Below are 15,082 nucleotides of genomic sequence, written 5' to 3' on the forward strand. Positions count from 1 at the left end.
GCCATGGCCGTTTCGCTCACCGACAACGATGACGACGACGATTTCTCGGAAACGCATGACATCAACGTCACGCCGTTCATCGACGTCATCCTGGTGCTGCTGATCATCTTCATGGTCGCAGCACCGCTGTCGACGGTCGATCTGCCGATCGACTTGCCGACATCGAGCGCGATGCCGCAGAAGAAGCCGGACAAGCCGACCTATGTCAGCATCAAGCCCGACCTGACGCTGGCGATCGGCGAAAGCGCGGTCAAGCGGACCGACCTCGTCAGCTCGCTCGACGCCATCGCCGACATGAGCAAGGACAAATACGTGTTCCTGCGCGCCGACAAGGTGGTGCCTTATGGCGAGTTGATGGGCGTGATGGAAATCCTCCGCGCCGGCGGCTATTCTCGGATCAAGCTGGTGGCGCTCGAGGCTCCTCCTGCGGCGGCCGGGCCGGCGCAAGGAGCGGTCCAACCCTGATGGCAGCGCGATGACCGACCCTGTGTTCGAGGCAAAACCCTCGCGGCCGTTGTGGATCCTGGCCGCTGTCGTGGCAATTGGCCTGCATCTTGGCGGGGCCGCGCTGGCGCTTGCGAACCTTCGCCCCGATGACGGCGAGGATGGCCTCGGCGCCAACGGTGCGGAATACGCCGTCGAAATGATCTCGCCCAAGCTGCCCGAGACGGATCTGCCGCCCGGGCCGGACAGCGAAGCCTCGCAGTATCAGCCGCAGCAGATGCAGCAGCAGGCCGAGGTGAAAGAGACCGACCTGCCCAAGGAAATCCCGCAGGAGGCGGAAGACCCGGACCGCCTCGTTACCGAGAACGACTCCAAGAAGCCTGTCGAGGACACCACGAAGGTGGCCAAGGTCGAGACCCAGGCCGTCGAGGAAATGCCGAACGCGCAGGAATCGGCGCGGCAGGCGTTGGACGAGAACGCGCGCGAGGACGAGAAGGCTGCCGCCCCCCACCAGGGCATCGGCAAGGATCTTCGCAAGCTGACGGCCGAATGGGGCAAGCGTATCAGCGCGTATTTCGAGCTGCACAAGCGCTATCCCAAGGACAAGAGCAAGACCACGACGGTCAAGCTCAGCCTGGTCCTGAACCGCCGCGGCAATGTCGTGTCAGTCGACGTGGCGGAATCCTCGGGCGATCCCGCCTTCGACAGCGAGGCCGTCTCCATGGTCCGCCGGTCGGATCCTGTGCCGGCCCCGCCGGCCGAGCTCACGGACGATCAGTTCGCCTTCAGCCTGCCGGTGAATTTCAAGAAACCGTCGAAATAAGCTCGTCGCCGTCAGCGCCAGTAGAACTTGATCGAGACGTAGACCACGACCAGGCAGGCGAAGATCAGCGCGACCGGGAGGGGGCGCTTCTCGGTTCCGCCAAACATCGTCGCCCCGAACATGGCGACCTTCTTCGGCTTGGGGGCAGGGCGCCGGAAGGCGGTAACATTGTCCGCCGCCGGCTCAGCCGGCCGCGTGCGAACGTCGGGCGGGTTCCCGGCGCCGCCCATCTCCAGATAATAGGATTTGTAGACCTCGGCGATCGTCGCCTCGGCCGCCTCGCCCTCGCTCATCCGCTCCAGCAGTTTCTTGTAACCGTCGAGGAAGCCTTGTGCGTCCGGAGGCAATGCCGACAACCCGTTGAGCTTGGCCATCATCTTCCAGGTGGCGAAATCGGCGCGGGCACGGGTGTCGGCGCGTCGCGCGATCAGCATATCGGCAGCTTTGACCAAGTTGGCCTCTAGCCCTTCGGCTTTGTCTTCAAGTGTCTATGGCGGGTACGACTTCAACTACGCATTGCCGGTAGCCAGGAGAACAGCTTGAATCACATAACCGGTCAACGTTCGCAGTATCGCTGAAATAACATCAAGATTTAGACCGAACTGGGAACCCGCCAACGGCAGCAAAATCAGAAGCGCAATCAGGATCATCATGCCGAACGGCTCAAGTCTCGCCAGTGGCAGGGCGAGCGGCCGCGGCAACAGCCCGACTGCGACCCGCCCACCGTCGAGCGGCGGGATCGGCATCATGTTGAAGACCGCCAGCACGGCGTTGATCAGCAGCGCGTTCTTGAGATTGTCAAAGATCCATTGTGCCGAACCGGCGGGTGCCCAGGGCAAGGCGTGCAGGGCGAGGCCGGCTGCGAGCGCAAGCAGGATGTTGGTGATGGGACCGGCCAGCGCCACCCAGACCATGTCCAGCTTCGGGTGCTTGAGATTCCGAAAGTTCACCGGCACCGGCTTGGCGTAACCGAAGAGGAACGGCGAATGCGCAAACAGCAGCATCGCCGGCAGGATCAGGGTGCCGAACGGGTCGATATGGCGGAGCGGGTTGAAGCTGACGCGGCCGAGTTGCCAGGCGGTGTTGTCGCCGAGCCGGTGCGCGACGAAACCGTGCGCAGCCTCGTGGAGGGTGATGGCCAGCACCAGCGGCAGCACCCACACCGAGAGGTCATAGTAGGAAACGTTCACGTCGCATCTCGCCCCGTTTTGCCTGTCGCCTTGCAGACGACCCGGCCAAACCGGCGGTGCAGCAACGCTTCAGCTCAACATAGGGTGGCCGGTTCCGAAATGCCACGCTGCAAATGATCCGCGAGCAGCGCCGCCGGGCGCGACAGATCGCGCGCACGGTGAAGGCGAATGTCCGCCATCGGCAGCGGCGGCAGGCCCTCGCACGAGCCGAGAGGACGAAGGCGGGGCGGCAAAATGCCGGCCTTGACCACGGTGACCGCTAGACCTTCCGCGGCGATCGATTCCACGGCCGCGAGCGTCCGACTGACAAAGCTGAGCCGCCACCGCCGTCCAGCGCGATCGAGCGCGTCTGCGGCCCACTGGCGAAACAGGCAGCCAGGCGGGTAGAGCGCGACCTGCAGGGTATCTTCCTCTGTGGCGCGACAGTGGACGGCGGCCGCCCACACTGCCTGCTCGCGCCGCAACAGCTCGCCATCGCCGCGTCCTTCCGGATGCATGGCGATGACGAGGTCATAGGCCTCGCCGAGCCGGGCCGGCATGGTCGCCGTCAGCCCGGTCTCGATCTCGACCCGCACCGTCGGATGCTCCTTGGTGAAGCGCGCCAGCAGGGGCGGCACGACGATCGTGCCATAATCGTCCATCACGCCGAGGCGGATGACGGCTTCCGGCCTGCGCGCACGAAGCGCGCCAACCGCTTCTGCATGGAGGGCAAGGATGCGCTGCGCGTAGGCACGCAATTCGTCGCCCGCGGAGGTCAGCGCGACGCCGGTCCGATTGCGCTGAAACAGTTTTGTGCCGAGGCGCTGTTCGAGGCGCCTGACCTGCACGCTCACCGCTGACTGGGTCCGGTTGAGCTGATGGGCCGCGCGCGTGAACGAGCGATGCTCGGCGACGGCGAGAAAGGCCTTGAGCAGATCAGGATCGAGATCCGGCGCGGTCATGACCAGAATTTATCCCAGCATGACGGAAATTCCATTCCCAGTTTCGGCACGCCCCGTATGCTTTCGATCAACGCGTTCGACGGGAGGAATTGTGGGCGAGATTTTTGGCGTTCTGGCTGCGGTGCTGTCGAGTGCGCTGGGCGGCACCTCGATCGGCGCGACGCGCTATCTCGTGGCGAGCATCGATCCGCTGGCGATTGGCTCGTTCCGGTTCGGTATCGGCTTTCTTCTGCTGCTGCCGCTGACCTTGTTGCGTGGCGACCGCTGGCCGGGGCGAGGCGACTGGGCCGCGGCCATCGGGCTCGGCGTCCTGTTCTTTGCGCTGTTTCCGATCCTGTTCAACGCATCGCTGATCTTCACCACCGCCGCGCGCGGCGCGCTTGCGCTGTCCACACTGCCGCTGTTGTCGCTGGTCATCGGCGCTGCGCTCGGCGCCGAGGCGCTGACCTGGCGCAAATCGATCGGTGTCGTGATTGCGACCTCTGGCGTTGCCGTCGCGCTGCTCTCGGACCTGGCGGCGGCACCCTCTGGCGCCTGGCGCGGCGATCTCCTGATGATGGCGGCGGCGCTGTGCATGGCCCTCTATGGCATCTGGTCGAAAGCGCTGATCCGGCGCTCCAGTCCCATCGCGTTTACGACCATGAGCATGGTCGCGGGCGCGCTCTGTCTCATCATGCTCTCAAGCGTCCGAGGCAGCTTCGGGCCGGTCGCAAATTTCGGCGCGCCGCAATGGCTCGCGGCGCTCTACCTCGGCGCCTTCGGCGCGGCGCTGACCTTCTATCTCTGGGCCTTTGCGCTGGAACGGACCACGCCGACGCGCGTGGCGATCTCGGTGACGGTCAACCCGATCACGGCATCGCTGGTCGGCGCCTGGCTGCTGAACGAGCCGCTGCGCTGGAATCTTGCGGCCGGCATCGTCGCGGTGTTCGCCGGGATCTGGCTGGCGACCACGACGGGCCGGGGTGCTCAGGTGGCGAATGCGCCTGCGTCAGGCCAGGCCTGACGTCAGGCCGGGATGGTCCCCTGATATTGCTTCAGGCCATCGTCGAGCTTGAGCCAGGCAAGCTTTTCCGAGACCCAGATGTGCTCGGTCGGCGTGAAGGCGTTGCGGTCGTCGAAGGTTGCGAGCGCCACGCCCGCGAGTGTGCCGTTGCGTCGCCAGGAGAACAAACGGGTGCCGCAGGTTTTGCAGAACACGCGGTCGATGTTTTCGGACGAGGCGTAGCGGCCGGTGTCACCCTCGACCGTCAGCGCCTTTTGGTCGAACTGGGCGCGCACGAAGTAGGGCGAGCCCATCGCCTTCTGGCACATGCGGCAATGGCAGATGCGCACGTTCAGCGGCTCGCCTTCCGCTTTGAACCGCACTGCGCCGCACAGGCATCCACCTTCTCGGGTCATGGCTGTCTCAGTAGGTTGCGCGTCCGCCGGAGATGTCGAAAACGGCGCCGGTCGAGAAGGCACAGTCTTCGGATGCAAGCCACGCCGCCATCGCGGCGAGTTCTTCCACCAATACAAAGCGTGCCTTGGGGATTTTCGACAGCATGAAATCGATATGCTGCTGTGTCATCTGGTCGAAGATCGCGGTCTTGGCCGCGGCCGGTGTGACCGCATTGACGAGAATGTCATGTGCGGCGAGCTCCTTGCCGAGCGACTTCGTCAGCGCGATCAGGCCGGCCTTGGACGCCGAGTAGTGCGACGCGTTCGGATTGCCTTCCTTGCCGGCGATCGAGGCGATGTTCACGATGCGCCCGTATTTCTGCTTGAGCATCGTGGGCACGATGGCCTTGCAGACGATGAAGGGACCGTCGAGGTTGATGCGCAGCACCTTGCGCCATTCCTCCAGATCAGTCTCCCAGACCGGCTTGTTGATGCCGGCGATGCCGGCATTGTTGACGAGGATGTCGATCCTGCCGAAGGCAGCGAGCGTCGCATCACGGGCCTGCTCGACGCCCGCGGTGTCGGTGACGTCGACCTTGAAGACGCGGACGCTGTCACCGATTTCCCTGGCGGTCTTCTCGGCGAGCGCCGAGTCAAAGTCCCAGATCGCGACCTTGGCGCCGGAAGCGACGTAGCGCTCGGTGATGGCGCGGCCAAAGCCCTGCGCGCCCCCGGTGACGACTGCCACGCGGCTGTTGAGATCGATCTTGTTCATGAGATGATCCCCGTGGGTGTCAGAGCATGTAGCCGCCGTCGACGACGAGGTCGACGCCGGTGGTGAAGGCGCTCTCGTCGCTGCCGAGATAGATCGCCATGTTGGCGATCTCGTCGGCGGTGCCGAGCCGGCCCATCTTCTGGCGGGAGATGAACATCTCCTTGCCCTGCGGCCCTTGCGCGGCGGCGCGGTCGAGCATCGAGGGAGTCTCTACGGTGCCGGGGCAGATCGAGTTGCAGCGGATGCCCTTGGTGATGAAGTCGAGCGCGACGGCACGGGTCAGCAGCGATACCGCAGCCTTCGACGAGCTGTAGACGTAACGGTTGGCCGGCGGCCGCAGCGCCGCGCAGGACGAGATGTTGACGATGCTGCCGCCGCCGCCTGCGAGCATATCGGGCAGGAACGCCCTGATGGTCCGGTGCATCGACTTGACGTTGAGGTCGAACGAGAAATCGAAATCCTCTTCCGAGCACTCCAGGATGGTGCCGTGGTGCACAAAGCCGGCTGCGTTGAGCAGGATGTCGATCTTGCCGATGCGCTTGGCGAAGGCGTTGACGTCGGCGGTGTTGCGGACGTCGAGCTTTGCGACCTCGGCGATGCCCTTCTTGGTCAGATCAGCGATGCCGGCCTCGTTGATGTCGGTCGCGATGACGGTCGCGCCTTCACGCGCGAATGCGAGGGCGCATGCGCGCCCGATGCCTGCCGCTGCAGCCGTGATGACGGCGCGCTTGCCCTTGAGGCGGTCTGCCATTTTCTGTTCTCCCTTTGAATTGGTCATTCCGGGGCGCGCCTCTTGGCGCGAGCCCGGAATCCATTGTGCAGCGACGTGTTTGGATGAATGGATTCCGGGCTCGCGACGTCGTCGCGCCCCGGAATGGCAGGCGTCAGTGATTATCCCGCGGCACACCAAATGCGGACGCGACGTTCTGGTAGCGCGTGGCGAGCTCCATGCAGGCGCCGGTCGCGTGGTGACCGACGGTGTTGCGATAGATCTCCTGCCACGGCGTCTGGTTCGGCGGGTGCTTGAAGCCGCCGGCGGCCTTGAGATCGGCGTGCCGCTTCTTCACCTCATCGTCCGAGATCAGGATGTTGGCGCTGCCCTTGTTGAGGTCGATGCGCACCTTGTCGCCGGTCTTGAGGATCGCAAGCCCGCCATTGGCGGCGGCTTCCGGAGAGGCGTTGAGGATCGACGGCGAGCCCGAGGTGCCGGACTGGCGGCCGTCACCGATGCAGGGCAGGGACAGGATGCCGCGTTTGATCAGCGCCGCCGGCGGCTGCATGTTCACGACCTCGGCGCCGCCGGGATAACCGATCGGGCCGGTGCCGCGAATGAACAGCACGCAGTGCTCGTCAATGCCGAGCGAAGCGTCGTCGATCCGCTCATGATAATCCTCGGGGCCCTCGAACACGATGGCCCGGCCTTCGAAGGCGTTGAGGTCCTTCGGGTTGTTGAGATAGCGGTCACGGAATTCCTTGGAGATCACGCTGGTCTTCATGATCGCGGAATCGAACAGATTGCCCTTCAGCACCAGGAATCCGGCGTCCTTCACCAGCGGCTTGTCGTAAGCCCAGATCACGTCGTTGTCGGGCGCGGGCGCGGTCTTGCAGTTCTCGCCGATGCCGCGGCCGTTGACGGTGACCGCGTCCTCATGGATGCGCTTGTGCTTCATCAGCTCGCGCACCACGGCCGGCACGCCGCCGGCGCGGTGGAATTCTTCGCCGAGATAGAAGCCGGCCGGCTGCATGTTGACGAGCAGCGGCACGTCATGGCCGAATTTCTGCCAGTCCTCGATCGTGAGCTCCACGCCGATGTGGCGGGCGAGCGCGTTGATGTGGATCGGCGCGTTGGTCGAGCCTCCGATCGCCGAGTTGATCACGATGCAGTTCTCGAACGCCTTGCGGGTCAGGATGTCCGAGGGCTTCAGATCTTCCCAGACCATCTCGACGGCGCGTTTTCCCGTCTCATAGGCGATCTGGCCGCGTTCACGGTAGGGGGCGGGGATCGCCGAGCAGCCCGGTAGCGAGAAGCCCAGCGCTTCGGCAAGTCCGTTCATGGTCGAGGCCGTGCCCATGGTGTTGCAATGGCCAACCGAGGGCGCCGACGACGCCACGATCTCCATGAACTCTTCATAGTCGATCTCGCCGGCGGCGAGCCGCTCGCGCGACTTCCAGACGATGGTGCCGGAGCCGGTGCGCTCGCCATTGTGCCAGCCATTGAGCATCGGGCCGCCCGACAGCACGATCGCCGGCAGATTCACGGTCGCCGCCGCCATCATCAAGGCGGGCGTGGTCTTGTCGCAGCCGGTGGTCAGCACCACGCCGTCAAGCGGATAGCCGTAGAGGACCTCGACGAGCCCGAGATAGGCGAGATTGCGGTCGAGCGCCGCGGTCGGACGCTTGCCGGTCTCCTGGATCGGGTGGGTCGGGAATTCCATCGCAATGCCGCCGGCCTCGCGGATGCCTTCGCGGACGCGGTGGGCCAGCTCGATATGATGGCGGTTGCAGGGAGAGAGGTCGTTGCCGGTCTGGGCGATGCCGATGATGGGTTTGCCGGACTGCAGCTCGGCGCGGGTGAGGCCGTAGTTCAGGTAGCGCTCCAGATAGAGCGCGGTCATGCCCGGATTATGCGGATTGTTGAACCAGTCCTGCGAGCGAAGGTGGCGGCGGGTGCCGTTACCGGCGGGCGCATGCCCATTGGTTGGCTTTTTTGTCATTGGATTCTCCTTCAATGCAAACGCACGGTTCGACGTCCGGGATGTCGATCGGTGCGATGCCCGGCAGCGCGAGCATGTAACGACGGCCCGCCTGCTGGCGAACGTTTCCTCACGATTGTGATACTACTCATGGGTCGTTGGTAACGCTATCATTTTGTACGGCTGGCACCCATTCCGGTGCGCGAGAGCTCCCCGTCAGCCGTTGTGTCTGCGAACTCTGCCGCTCGATCACGGTAAAGCCGAGATCCAACACGGGCTCTTCGGGACGCTTGCCTTCGATCGCCTCGACCAGCATCGCGGCAGCAGCGCTGCCCATTTCATAACGGTTGGTTCGCACGCTCGTCAGCGTTGGCACCGACGAAGCCATGAATTCGAGGTCGTTGAAGCCGACGATCGCGATCTGATCAGGGACCGCGATCTCCCGCCGCCGGCATTCGAAGAGAACGCCGAGGGCAAGGTCGTCATTGGCGCAGAATACCGCGTCGAGGTCTGGCTCGCGCCCGAGCAGATCGGCGAACAGCGCGCCGCCTAAGGTCACCGAAGTCGGCGTCGCCGTGGTCACGACCAGTCTTGGATCGTAGAGTCCGGCGTCCTTCATGGCGGCGACATAGCCGTCGAGCCGGCGTTGCACCCGCGGGTCCATGCGGGCGCCGACGAAGCCGATCCTGCGGCGGCCCTGCGCGAACAAGTGGCCAATTGCCGCGCGCGCAGCGTCATAATGGGAAAAGCCGATCATCATGTCGATCGGGTTGGGCCCGATCTCCATGATCTGCACGATCGGGCAATCGGCCGCCTCCAGCATCGCGCGCGATTCCGCGGTCTGGTCGATGCCTGTGACGATCAGTCCCGCCGGCTTCTGCGCCAGAAACAACCGCAGCAGTTTCTCCTCCTGGAGAATACTGTAGCGTGTGTTGGACAACTGGATCGAGTAACGGCTGCCTTCGGAGGCGTCGTAGATGCCGCGCAGAACGTCGGAGAACACGTTGTTGGTCAATGACGGAATCAAGACACCGATCACCTCGGTGCGCTGCGAGGCGAGGGCGCGTGCCGCAAGGTTGGGCACATAGCCGAGCTCCCGGGCCGCGCTTTCGACCCGCGTCCGCTTGGCGACCGACAGCGCCTCGGGATTACGGAAGAATCGGGACGCGGTAATAGGGCTCACGCCGGCGAGCTCAGCGACTTCCGCCAACCGAATCTTGCCCGACTTGGTGCGCTTTCGACCCATTTGTTGCTCTTAACACAGTCACTCCCGCAAACAAAGGAACGTTGACAGCGCTACCAGCAACGACTAACCAAAGACCAAATTGCCAAACCTGCACAAACTGCCGACAATGTTGCCTGTTACGAGGGGCTTCGGGGTCGGTGAAGTTCAGAAAAAACAAGACGGTGGCGGCGCCATGGTTGCGTCGTCGGGTCTGAGGAGGGAGCTAGATGTCGTCTGTGCAAATCCGCGACGTGCGGAAATCGTTCGGCAATTTTGAAGTCCTGCACGGCGTGTCGATCCCGATCGAGGACGGCCAGTTCGTCGTCCTGGTTGGCCCCTCCGGCTGCGGCAAGTCGACGCTTTTGCGCATGCTCGCAGGTCTCGAGAACATCACATCGGGCACGATCTCGATCGGCGACCGCGTCGTCAACAATGTCCAGCCCAAGGAGCGGGACATTGCGATGGTATTCCAGAACTACGCGCTCTATCCGCACATGACGGTCGGCGAGAACATGGGCTTCTCGCTGAAGCTCAGGAACGCGAGCTCCGACGAGATCAGCAAGCGCGTCAAGCGCGCCGCCGAGATCCTTGCGCTGACGCCGCTGCTCGAGCGCTATCCGCGTCAGCTCTCCGGCGGCCAGCGCCAGCGTGTCGCCATGGGCCGCGCCATCGTGCGCGATCCCCAGGTGTTCCTGTTCGACGAGCCGTTGTCGAACCTCGACGCCAAGCTGCGCGTCGCCATGCGCACCGAGATCAAGGAGCTGCACCAGCGGCTCAAGACCACCACCGTCTACGTCACCCACGACCAGATCGAGGCCATGACCATGGCCGACAAGATCGTCGTGATGCATGACGGCATCGTCGAGCAGATGGGCACGCCGCTCGAGCTCTATGACAAGCCCGACAATCAGTTCGTCGCGGGCTTCATCGGCTCGCCCGCCATGAACTTTCTCAAGGGCCATGTCCGCGTGAACGGCGTTGCGACCTTCGAAGGCCCGAATGGCGTCAAGCTCCCGCTCAGGAACGCGCCCGCGGGCTCAGACGGCAAGCCCGTCGTCTACGGTGTGCGGCCGGAGCACTTCACCATCGCCGATGACGGCGCCGATGCCGAGATCCTGGTGGTCGAGCCGACCGGCTCGGAGACCCAGGTGTTCGCGAAGGTCGGCGGCGAGCAGGTCGTCGCGGTCTTCCGCGAGCGTCACCAGTTCAATCCGGGCGACAAGGTGAAGCTGAAACCCGACCCCGCGTTGGTGCATCTGTTCGACGAGGCGACGGGTAAGCGCATCTAGTTGCGTGACGTGACGTAAAACGACCAATTACAAATAAAATTCAGGGAGAGAACGATGAGCGATTTCGACAGGCGAAGTGTGCTTAAAGCCGGCCTGGGCGGCGCAGCCTTGCTGGCCGGCCCGGGGATCGTCCCCGTCCGGGCTGCGGAGTGGACCAACACGCCGGAGCCGAATGCCTCCATCCGCGTGCTGCGCTGGAAGCAGTTCATCCAGGCGGAGTTCGATAAGTTCGCCGAGCAGACCAAGAAATTCTCGGAAAAGACCGGCATCAAGGTGAAGCTCGAGGCCGAGAGCTGGGAAGACATCCGTCCCAAGGCGGCGGTCGCGGCCAATGTCGGCGCCGGCCCGGATCTCATCGTCGGCACACTCGACGATCCCTTCAAATTCCCCGAGAAGCTGATCGACGTGACCGACGTCGCCGACTATCTCGGCAAGCAGTATGGCGGCTGGTATCCGGTTGCCGAGCGCTACGGCAAGAAGGGAAACAACTGGATTGCCATTCCGCAGGGCGCGACCGGCGGCTGCCTCAACTACCGCATCAGCCACGTGAAGGCGGCGGGCTTCGAGGAATTCCCGAAGGACACCGCGGGCTTCCTGAAGCTCTGCCAGGCCCTGAAGAAGAACAACACCCCGGCCGGCTTCGCGCTCGGCCATGCCACGGGCGATGCCAACGGCTGGTGCCAGTGGGCGCTGTGGGCGTTCGGCGGCAAGGTCGTCAACGACAAGAACGAAGTCGTGCTCGATGCGCCGGAGACGATTGCGGCACTCGAATACGTCAAGCAGCTCTACGCGACGTTCATTCCGGGCGTGCTGTCGTGGAACGACTCGAACAACAACAAGGCGTTCCTCAACGGCGAACTCAGCCTGACCCTGAACGGCATCTCGATCTGGACCGTCGGCAAGAACTCCCCTGATCCCAAGCAGCAGGAGATCGCCAAGGACATGAACCACGCGCCGATGCCGATCGGCCCCGTGGGCGTGCCGACCGAGCAGCAGAACGTCCTGGTCTACTACGGCTACAAGCACTCGAAGTATCCGAAGGCGGTCAAGGAATACATCAAGTTCATGATGGACAAGGAGAACTACGACGCGTGGGAGGTTGCCTCCAACGGCTACGTCTCGCCGCCGCTCCCGGCCTACAACGACAACCCGGTGTGGACCTCCGATCCCAAGATCACGCCGTATCGCGACTGTCTGAAGCGCTGCCGCGACAACGGCTATGCCGGTGATCTCGGCTACGCCTCGGCTGCCGTCATGGGCGACTTCGTCGTGGTCGACATGTTCGCCGAAGCCGCCTCCGGTCAGGCCACGCCGCAGGAAGCTGCGAAGCGTGCCGCCGAGCGCGCCAAGCGCTACTATCAGGTCTGATGCGCTATCGCGGCGGCGTCCGGTTCGCCGGACGCCGCTGTCATTTCGTCGAGGAGATTCCGACATGGCGGTTATGGCCGAGCCCGTCGCTGCGCAGGTGAAGCGCAGCAGCTTGTGGAGCAGGGCGTTCGAAAGCCGAAATTTTCTCGGCGCCATGTTCATGGTGCCGGCGATCGCCATCCTGATCCTGTTTCTGGCTTACCCGCTGGCGCTGGGCTTCTGGCTCGGGATGACCGACACCAAGATCGGCGGCGTCGGCCGTTACATCGGCTTCCAGAACTTCGTCTCGCTGTCCAAGGACAGCGTGTTCTGGCTGTCGGTGTTCAACACCATTTTCTACACCGTGTTCGCGAGCATCGTGAAATTCGCGATCGGACTTTACCTGGCGCTGCTGCTCAACGAACGGCTGCCGTTCAAGTCGATGCTCCGCGCCATCGTGCTGTTGCCCTTCGTGGTGCCGACCGTGCTGTCCGCGATCGCCTTCTGGTGGATCTATGACAGCCAGTTCTCGATCATCTCCTGGGTGCTGATCAAAGCGGGCCTGTTGACCCACTACATCGATTTCCTCGGCGATCCCTGGAATGCGCGCTGGTCGGTCGTGCTCGCCAATATCTGGCGCGGCGTGCCGTTCGTCGCCATCACGCTGCTGGCGGGATTGCAGACCATCTCGCCCTCGCTCTACGAGGCCGCCAATCTCGACGGTGCCACCAACATGCAGCGCTTCCGCCATATCACGCTGCCGATGCTGTCGCCGATCATCGCTGTCGTGATGACGTTCTCGGTGCTGATGACGTTCACCGACTTCCAGCTGATCTACACCATCACGCGCGGCGGACCGATCAACGCCACGCATCTGATGGCGACGCTGTCGTTCCAGCGCGCCATCACCGGCGGCAATCTCGGCGAAGGTGCGGCGATCTCGAACGCGATGATCCCGTTCCTGGTCGCGGCAATTCTGCTGAGCTTCTTTGGACTTCAGCGCTCACGCTGGCAGCAGGGCGGGAGGGACTGACCATGACGACCGTAGACGACCAAAGCGTCGGAATGGACTATCTGGAGAGCTTCCCGAAGAAGTTCCTGCGCGTCTACCTCCCGCTCGGCCTGATCGTGGTCTTCCTGCTGTTTCCGTTCTACTGGATGGCGGTGACGACGTTCAAACCCGATGCGGAGATGTACGATTACGAGAAGTACAATCCGTTCCTGATCGCGCATCCGACGCTCGAGCATATCCATAAGCTGTTCCTTGAGACCGACTATCCGCAATGGATGTGGAACACCGTGGTCGTCTCGGTGTCCTCGACCTTCATCTCGCTGTTCGCGAGCGTCTGCGCGGCCTACGCGATCGAGCGTTTGCGCTACAAGGGTTCGCGCTATGTGGGCCTGGCGATCTTCCTCGGCTATCTCGTCCCGCCGTCCATCCTGTTCATTCCGCTGGCCGCGATCGTCTTCCAGCTCGGCCTGTTCGACGGCAATCTGGCGCTGATCCTGACCTATCCGACCTTCCTGATCCCGTTCTGCACCTGGCTGTTGATGGGCTATTTCCGCACCATCCCCTACGAGCTGGAGGAATGCGCGCTGATCGACGGGGCGACGCGGCTGCAGATCCTGACCAAGATCACGCTGCCGCTGTCGCTACCGGGTGTGATCTCGGCGGGTATCTTCGCCTTCACCTTGTCCTGGAACGAGTTCATCTACGCGCTGACCTTCATCTCCTCCTCGGAGAACAAGACCATTCCGGTCGGCGCCATCACCGAACTCGTCAATGGCGACGTCTACCATTGGGGCGCCCTGATGGCGGCGGCCCTGACCGGCTCGGTCCCCGTAGTTATCCTTTATTCCTTCTTCGTAGAGTACTATGTGTCGGCGATGACCGGCGCCGTGAAGGAATGATCGCGGGGCCTGCCTGAGGACGCGCCAGACCCTTCAAGAGCGGCGCGTTCCGGCCAATAAGAAGGAGTAGGCTCTTGCACATTCTGGTTCTGGGCGCTGCCGGCATGGTCGGCCGCAAATTGTGTGAACGGCTGTTGCGCGACGGCCGGCTCGGCAAGAGCGACATCACCAAACTGACCATGCATGACGTGGTCGAGCCCAGGAAGCCGGAAAAGGCAGGCTTTCCCGTCGAGACCGTCTCGGGCGATTTCGCCGTCCCGGGCGCCGCGGAAAAGCTGATTGCCGGCCGCCCCGACGTGATCTTCCATCTCGCCGCGATCGTCTCCGGCGAAGCCGAGCTCGATTTCGACAAGGGTTACCGCATCAATCTCGACGGCACGCGGATGCTGCTCGACGCCGTCAGGCTGGTCGGCGGCGGCTACAAGCCCCGTGTGGTGTTCACATCCTCGATCGCCGTGTTCGGCGCGCCGTTCCCGGATGCGATCGGCGACGAGTTCTTCCATACCCCGCTGCTCAGCTACGGCACCCAGAAGGCGATCGGCGAGCTGCTGCTCGCGGATTATTCGCGCCGCGGCTTCCTCGACGGCATCGGCATCCGCCTGCCGACCATCTGCATCCGGCCCGGCCTGCCCAACAAGGCGGCATCGGGCTTCTTCTCCAACATCCTGCGCGAGCCGCTGGCCGGCAAGGAAGCGGTCCTGCCGGTCTCCGAGGACGTTCGCCACTGGCACGCCACGCCGCGCTCCGCCGTCGGCTTCCTGCTCCATGCCGGCACCATGGACCTCGCCAAGGTCGGTCCGCGCCGCAACCTGACCATGCCGGGCTTCTCGGCAACGGTCGGCGAGCAGATCGCTGCATTGAAGCGCGTCGCCGGCGACAAGGTCGCCGCGCGCATCAAGCATGAGCTCGATCCGTTCATTGTCGGCATCGTCGGCGGCTGGCCGCGCAATTTCGAGGCGAAGCGGGCGCGCGAGCTCGGCTTCACGACCGAAGAAAAATCCTTCGACGACATTATCCGCATTCACATCGAAGACGAGCTCGGCGGCAATTTCGTCGCCTGATCGTTG

16 protein-coding genes are annotated in these 15,082 nt (G+C 63.7%); 8 read left to right on the forward strand and 8 right to left on the reverse strand.

Annotated features, from left to right (window positions below; genetic code table 11):
- Positions 1 to 3 precede the first annotated feature (3 nt).
- Positions 4 to 465, forward strand: coding sequence for a TonB system transport protein ExbD (exbD, locus tag JQ631_RS06080; RefSeq protein WP_212324797.1), 462 nt, complete (start codon positions 4 to 6; stop codon positions 463 to 465).
- Positions 466 to 475: 10 nt separating this feature from the next.
- Complete coding sequence (locus JQ631_RS06085; protein ID WP_212324799.1) at positions 476 to 1,267, forward strand: TonB family protein; 792 nt, start codon at positions 476 to 478, stop codon at positions 1,265 to 1,267.
- 11 nt (positions 1,268 to 1,278) lie between these two features.
- Here JQ631_RS06085 and JQ631_RS06090 read toward each other — a convergent pair whose 3' ends face one another.
- The 3 genes from JQ631_RS06090 to JQ631_RS06100 all read right to left on the reverse strand — a co-directional run bounded on the left by JQ631_RS06090 (position 1,279) and on the right by JQ631_RS06100 (position 3,398).
- The gene (locus JQ631_RS06090; protein WP_212328515.1) at positions 1,279 to 1,701 is read right to left on the reverse strand and encodes a hypothetical protein; all 423 of its coding nucleotides are present in this window, start codon (positions 1,699 to 1,701) and stop codon (positions 1,279 to 1,281) included.
- Positions 1,702 to 1,776: 75 nt separating this feature from the next.
- Positions 1,777 to 2,457, reverse strand: coding sequence for a site-2 protease family protein (locus tag JQ631_RS06095; protein ID WP_212324801.1), 681 nt, complete (start codon positions 2,455 to 2,457; stop codon positions 1,777 to 1,779).
- A 74-nt stretch (positions 2,458 to 2,531) separates the two neighbouring features.
- Positions 2,532 to 3,398, reverse strand: a complete 867-nt coding sequence (locus JQ631_RS06100) for a LysR family transcriptional regulator (RefSeq protein WP_212324804.1) — start codon at positions 3,396 to 3,398, stop codon at positions 2,532 to 2,534.
- Positions 3,399 to 3,489: 91 nt separating this feature from the next.
- On the opposite strand from JQ631_RS06100, the gene JQ631_RS06105 reads away from it, so the two are divergent.
- On the forward strand, positions 3,490 to 4,401 hold the full coding sequence (locus JQ631_RS06105; protein ID WP_212324806.1) for a DMT family transporter: 912 nt from the start codon (positions 3,490 to 3,492) through the stop codon (positions 4,399 to 4,401).
- Positions 4,402 to 4,403: 2 nt separating this feature from the next.
- On the opposite strand, the gene JQ631_RS06110 is transcribed toward JQ631_RS06105, so the two are convergent.
- From JQ631_RS06110 to gntR, 5 genes are all read right to left on the reverse strand, one after another.
- Entirely contained in the window at positions 4,404 to 4,796 is a 393-nt protein-coding gene (locus JQ631_RS06110) for a GFA family protein (RefSeq protein WP_212324808.1), read from the reverse strand.
- A gap of 7 nt (positions 4,797 to 4,803) precedes the next feature.
- Positions 4,804 to 5,550: an SDR family NAD(P)-dependent oxidoreductase gene (locus JQ631_RS06115; protein ID WP_212324809.1), complete on the reverse strand. Its 747-nt coding sequence runs from the start codon at positions 5,548 to 5,550 to the stop codon at positions 4,804 to 4,806.
- Positions 5,551 to 5,569: 19 nt separating this feature from the next.
- Complete coding sequence (locus JQ631_RS06120; protein WP_212324810.1) at positions 5,570 to 6,301, reverse strand: SDR family oxidoreductase; 732 nt, start codon at positions 6,299 to 6,301, stop codon at positions 5,570 to 5,572.
- Between the two features lie 133 nt (positions 6,302 to 6,434).
- Entirely contained in the window at positions 6,435 to 8,264 is a 1,830-nt protein-coding gene (locus tag JQ631_RS06125) for an IlvD/Edd family dehydratase (RefSeq protein WP_212324811.1), read from the reverse strand.
- Between the two features lie 127 nt (positions 8,265 to 8,391).
- Positions 8,392 to 9,489: an HTH-type transcriptional regulator GntR gene (gntR, locus tag JQ631_RS06130; protein ID WP_212324812.1), complete on the reverse strand. Its 1,098-nt coding sequence runs from the start codon at positions 9,487 to 9,489 to the stop codon at positions 8,392 to 8,394.
- Between the two features lie 206 nt (positions 9,490 to 9,695).
- Here gntR and JQ631_RS06135 point away from each other — a divergent pair, with 206 nt between their 5' ends.
- The 5 genes from JQ631_RS06135 (at position 9,696) to denD (ending at position 15,076) form a co-directional block, all read left to right on the forward strand.
- Positions 9,696 to 10,757 carry an ABC transporter ATP-binding protein gene (locus tag JQ631_RS06135; RefSeq protein WP_212324813.1) on the forward strand — a complete coding sequence of 354 codons (1,062 nt, stop codon included), beginning with the start codon at positions 9,696 to 9,698 and terminating at the stop codon, positions 10,755 to 10,757.
- 54 nt (positions 10,758 to 10,811) lie between these two features.
- On the forward strand, positions 10,812 to 12,125 hold the full coding sequence (locus JQ631_RS06140) for an ABC transporter substrate-binding protein (RefSeq protein WP_212324814.1): 1,314 nt from the start codon (positions 10,812 to 10,814) through the stop codon (positions 12,123 to 12,125).
- Between the two features lie 64 nt (positions 12,126 to 12,189).
- Entirely contained in the window at positions 12,190 to 13,137 is a 948-nt protein-coding gene (locus JQ631_RS06145) for a carbohydrate ABC transporter permease (RefSeq protein WP_212324816.1), read from the forward strand.
- Between the two features lie 2 nt (positions 13,138 to 13,139).
- Entirely contained in the window at positions 13,140 to 14,015 is an 876-nt protein-coding gene (locus JQ631_RS06150) for a carbohydrate ABC transporter permease (protein ID WP_212324818.1), read from the forward strand.
- A gap of 74 nt (positions 14,016 to 14,089) precedes the next feature.
- The gene (gene denD / locus JQ631_RS06155; protein ID WP_212324820.1) at positions 14,090 to 15,076 is read left to right on the forward strand and encodes a D-erythronate dehydrogenase; all 987 of its coding nucleotides are present in this window, start codon (positions 14,090 to 14,092) and stop codon (positions 15,074 to 15,076) included.
- Positions 15,077 to 15,082 lie beyond the last annotated feature (6 nt).

Origin of the sequence: Bradyrhizobium manausense (genome assembly GCF_018131105.1) — a bacterium.
Taxonomy (GTDB): Bacteria; Pseudomonadota; Alphaproteobacteria; order Rhizobiales; family Xanthobacteraceae; genus Bradyrhizobium; species Bradyrhizobium manausense_B.

Excerpts from the sequence above, each read along its gene's own strand:
- exbD (WP_212324797.1), top strand. The coding sequence starts at position 4 with ATGGCCGTTTCGCTCACCGACAACGATGACGACGACGATTTCTCGGAA.
- JQ631_RS06125 (WP_212324811.1), bottom strand. The coding sequence starts at position 8,264 with ATGACAAAAAAGCCAACCAATGGGCATGCGCCCGCCGGTAACGGCACC.
- JQ631_RS06100 (WP_212324804.1), bottom strand. The coding sequence starts at position 3,398 with ATGACCGCGCCGGATCTCGATCCTGATCTGCTCAAGGCCTTTCTCGCC.
- gntR (WP_212324812.1), bottom strand. The coding sequence starts at position 9,489 with ATGGGTCGAAAGCGCACCAAGTCGGGCAAGATTCGGTTGGCGGAAGTC.
- JQ631_RS06135 (WP_212324813.1), top strand. The coding sequence starts at position 9,696 with ATGTCGTCTGTGCAAATCCGCGACGTGCGGAAATCGTTCGGCAATTTT.
- JQ631_RS06140 (WP_212324814.1), top strand. The coding sequence starts at position 10,812 with ATGAGCGATTTCGACAGGCGAAGTGTGCTTAAAGCCGGCCTGGGCGGC.
- JQ631_RS06110 (WP_212324808.1), bottom strand. The coding sequence starts at position 4,796 with ATGACCCGAGAAGGTGGATGCCTGTGCGGCGCAGTGCGGTTCAAAGCG.
- JQ631_RS06115 (WP_212324809.1), bottom strand. The coding sequence starts at position 5,550 with ATGAACAAGATCGATCTCAACAGCCGCGTGGCAGTCGTCACCGGGGGC.
- JQ631_RS06150 (WP_212324818.1), top strand. The coding sequence starts at position 13,140 with ATGACGACCGTAGACGACCAAAGCGTCGGAATGGACTATCTGGAGAGC.
- JQ631_RS06120 (WP_212324810.1), bottom strand. The coding sequence starts at position 6,301 with ATGGCAGACCGCCTCAAGGGCAAGCGCGCCGTCATCACGGCTGCAGCG.
- JQ631_RS06085 (WP_212324799.1), top strand. The coding sequence starts at position 476 with ATGACCGACCCTGTGTTCGAGGCAAAACCCTCGCGGCCGTTGTGGATC.
- JQ631_RS06090 (WP_212328515.1), bottom strand. The coding sequence starts at position 1,701 with ATGCTGATCGCGCGACGCGCCGACACCCGTGCCCGCGCCGATTTCGCC.
- JQ631_RS06145 (WP_212324816.1), top strand. The coding sequence starts at position 12,190 with ATGGCGGTTATGGCCGAGCCCGTCGCTGCGCAGGTGAAGCGCAGCAGC.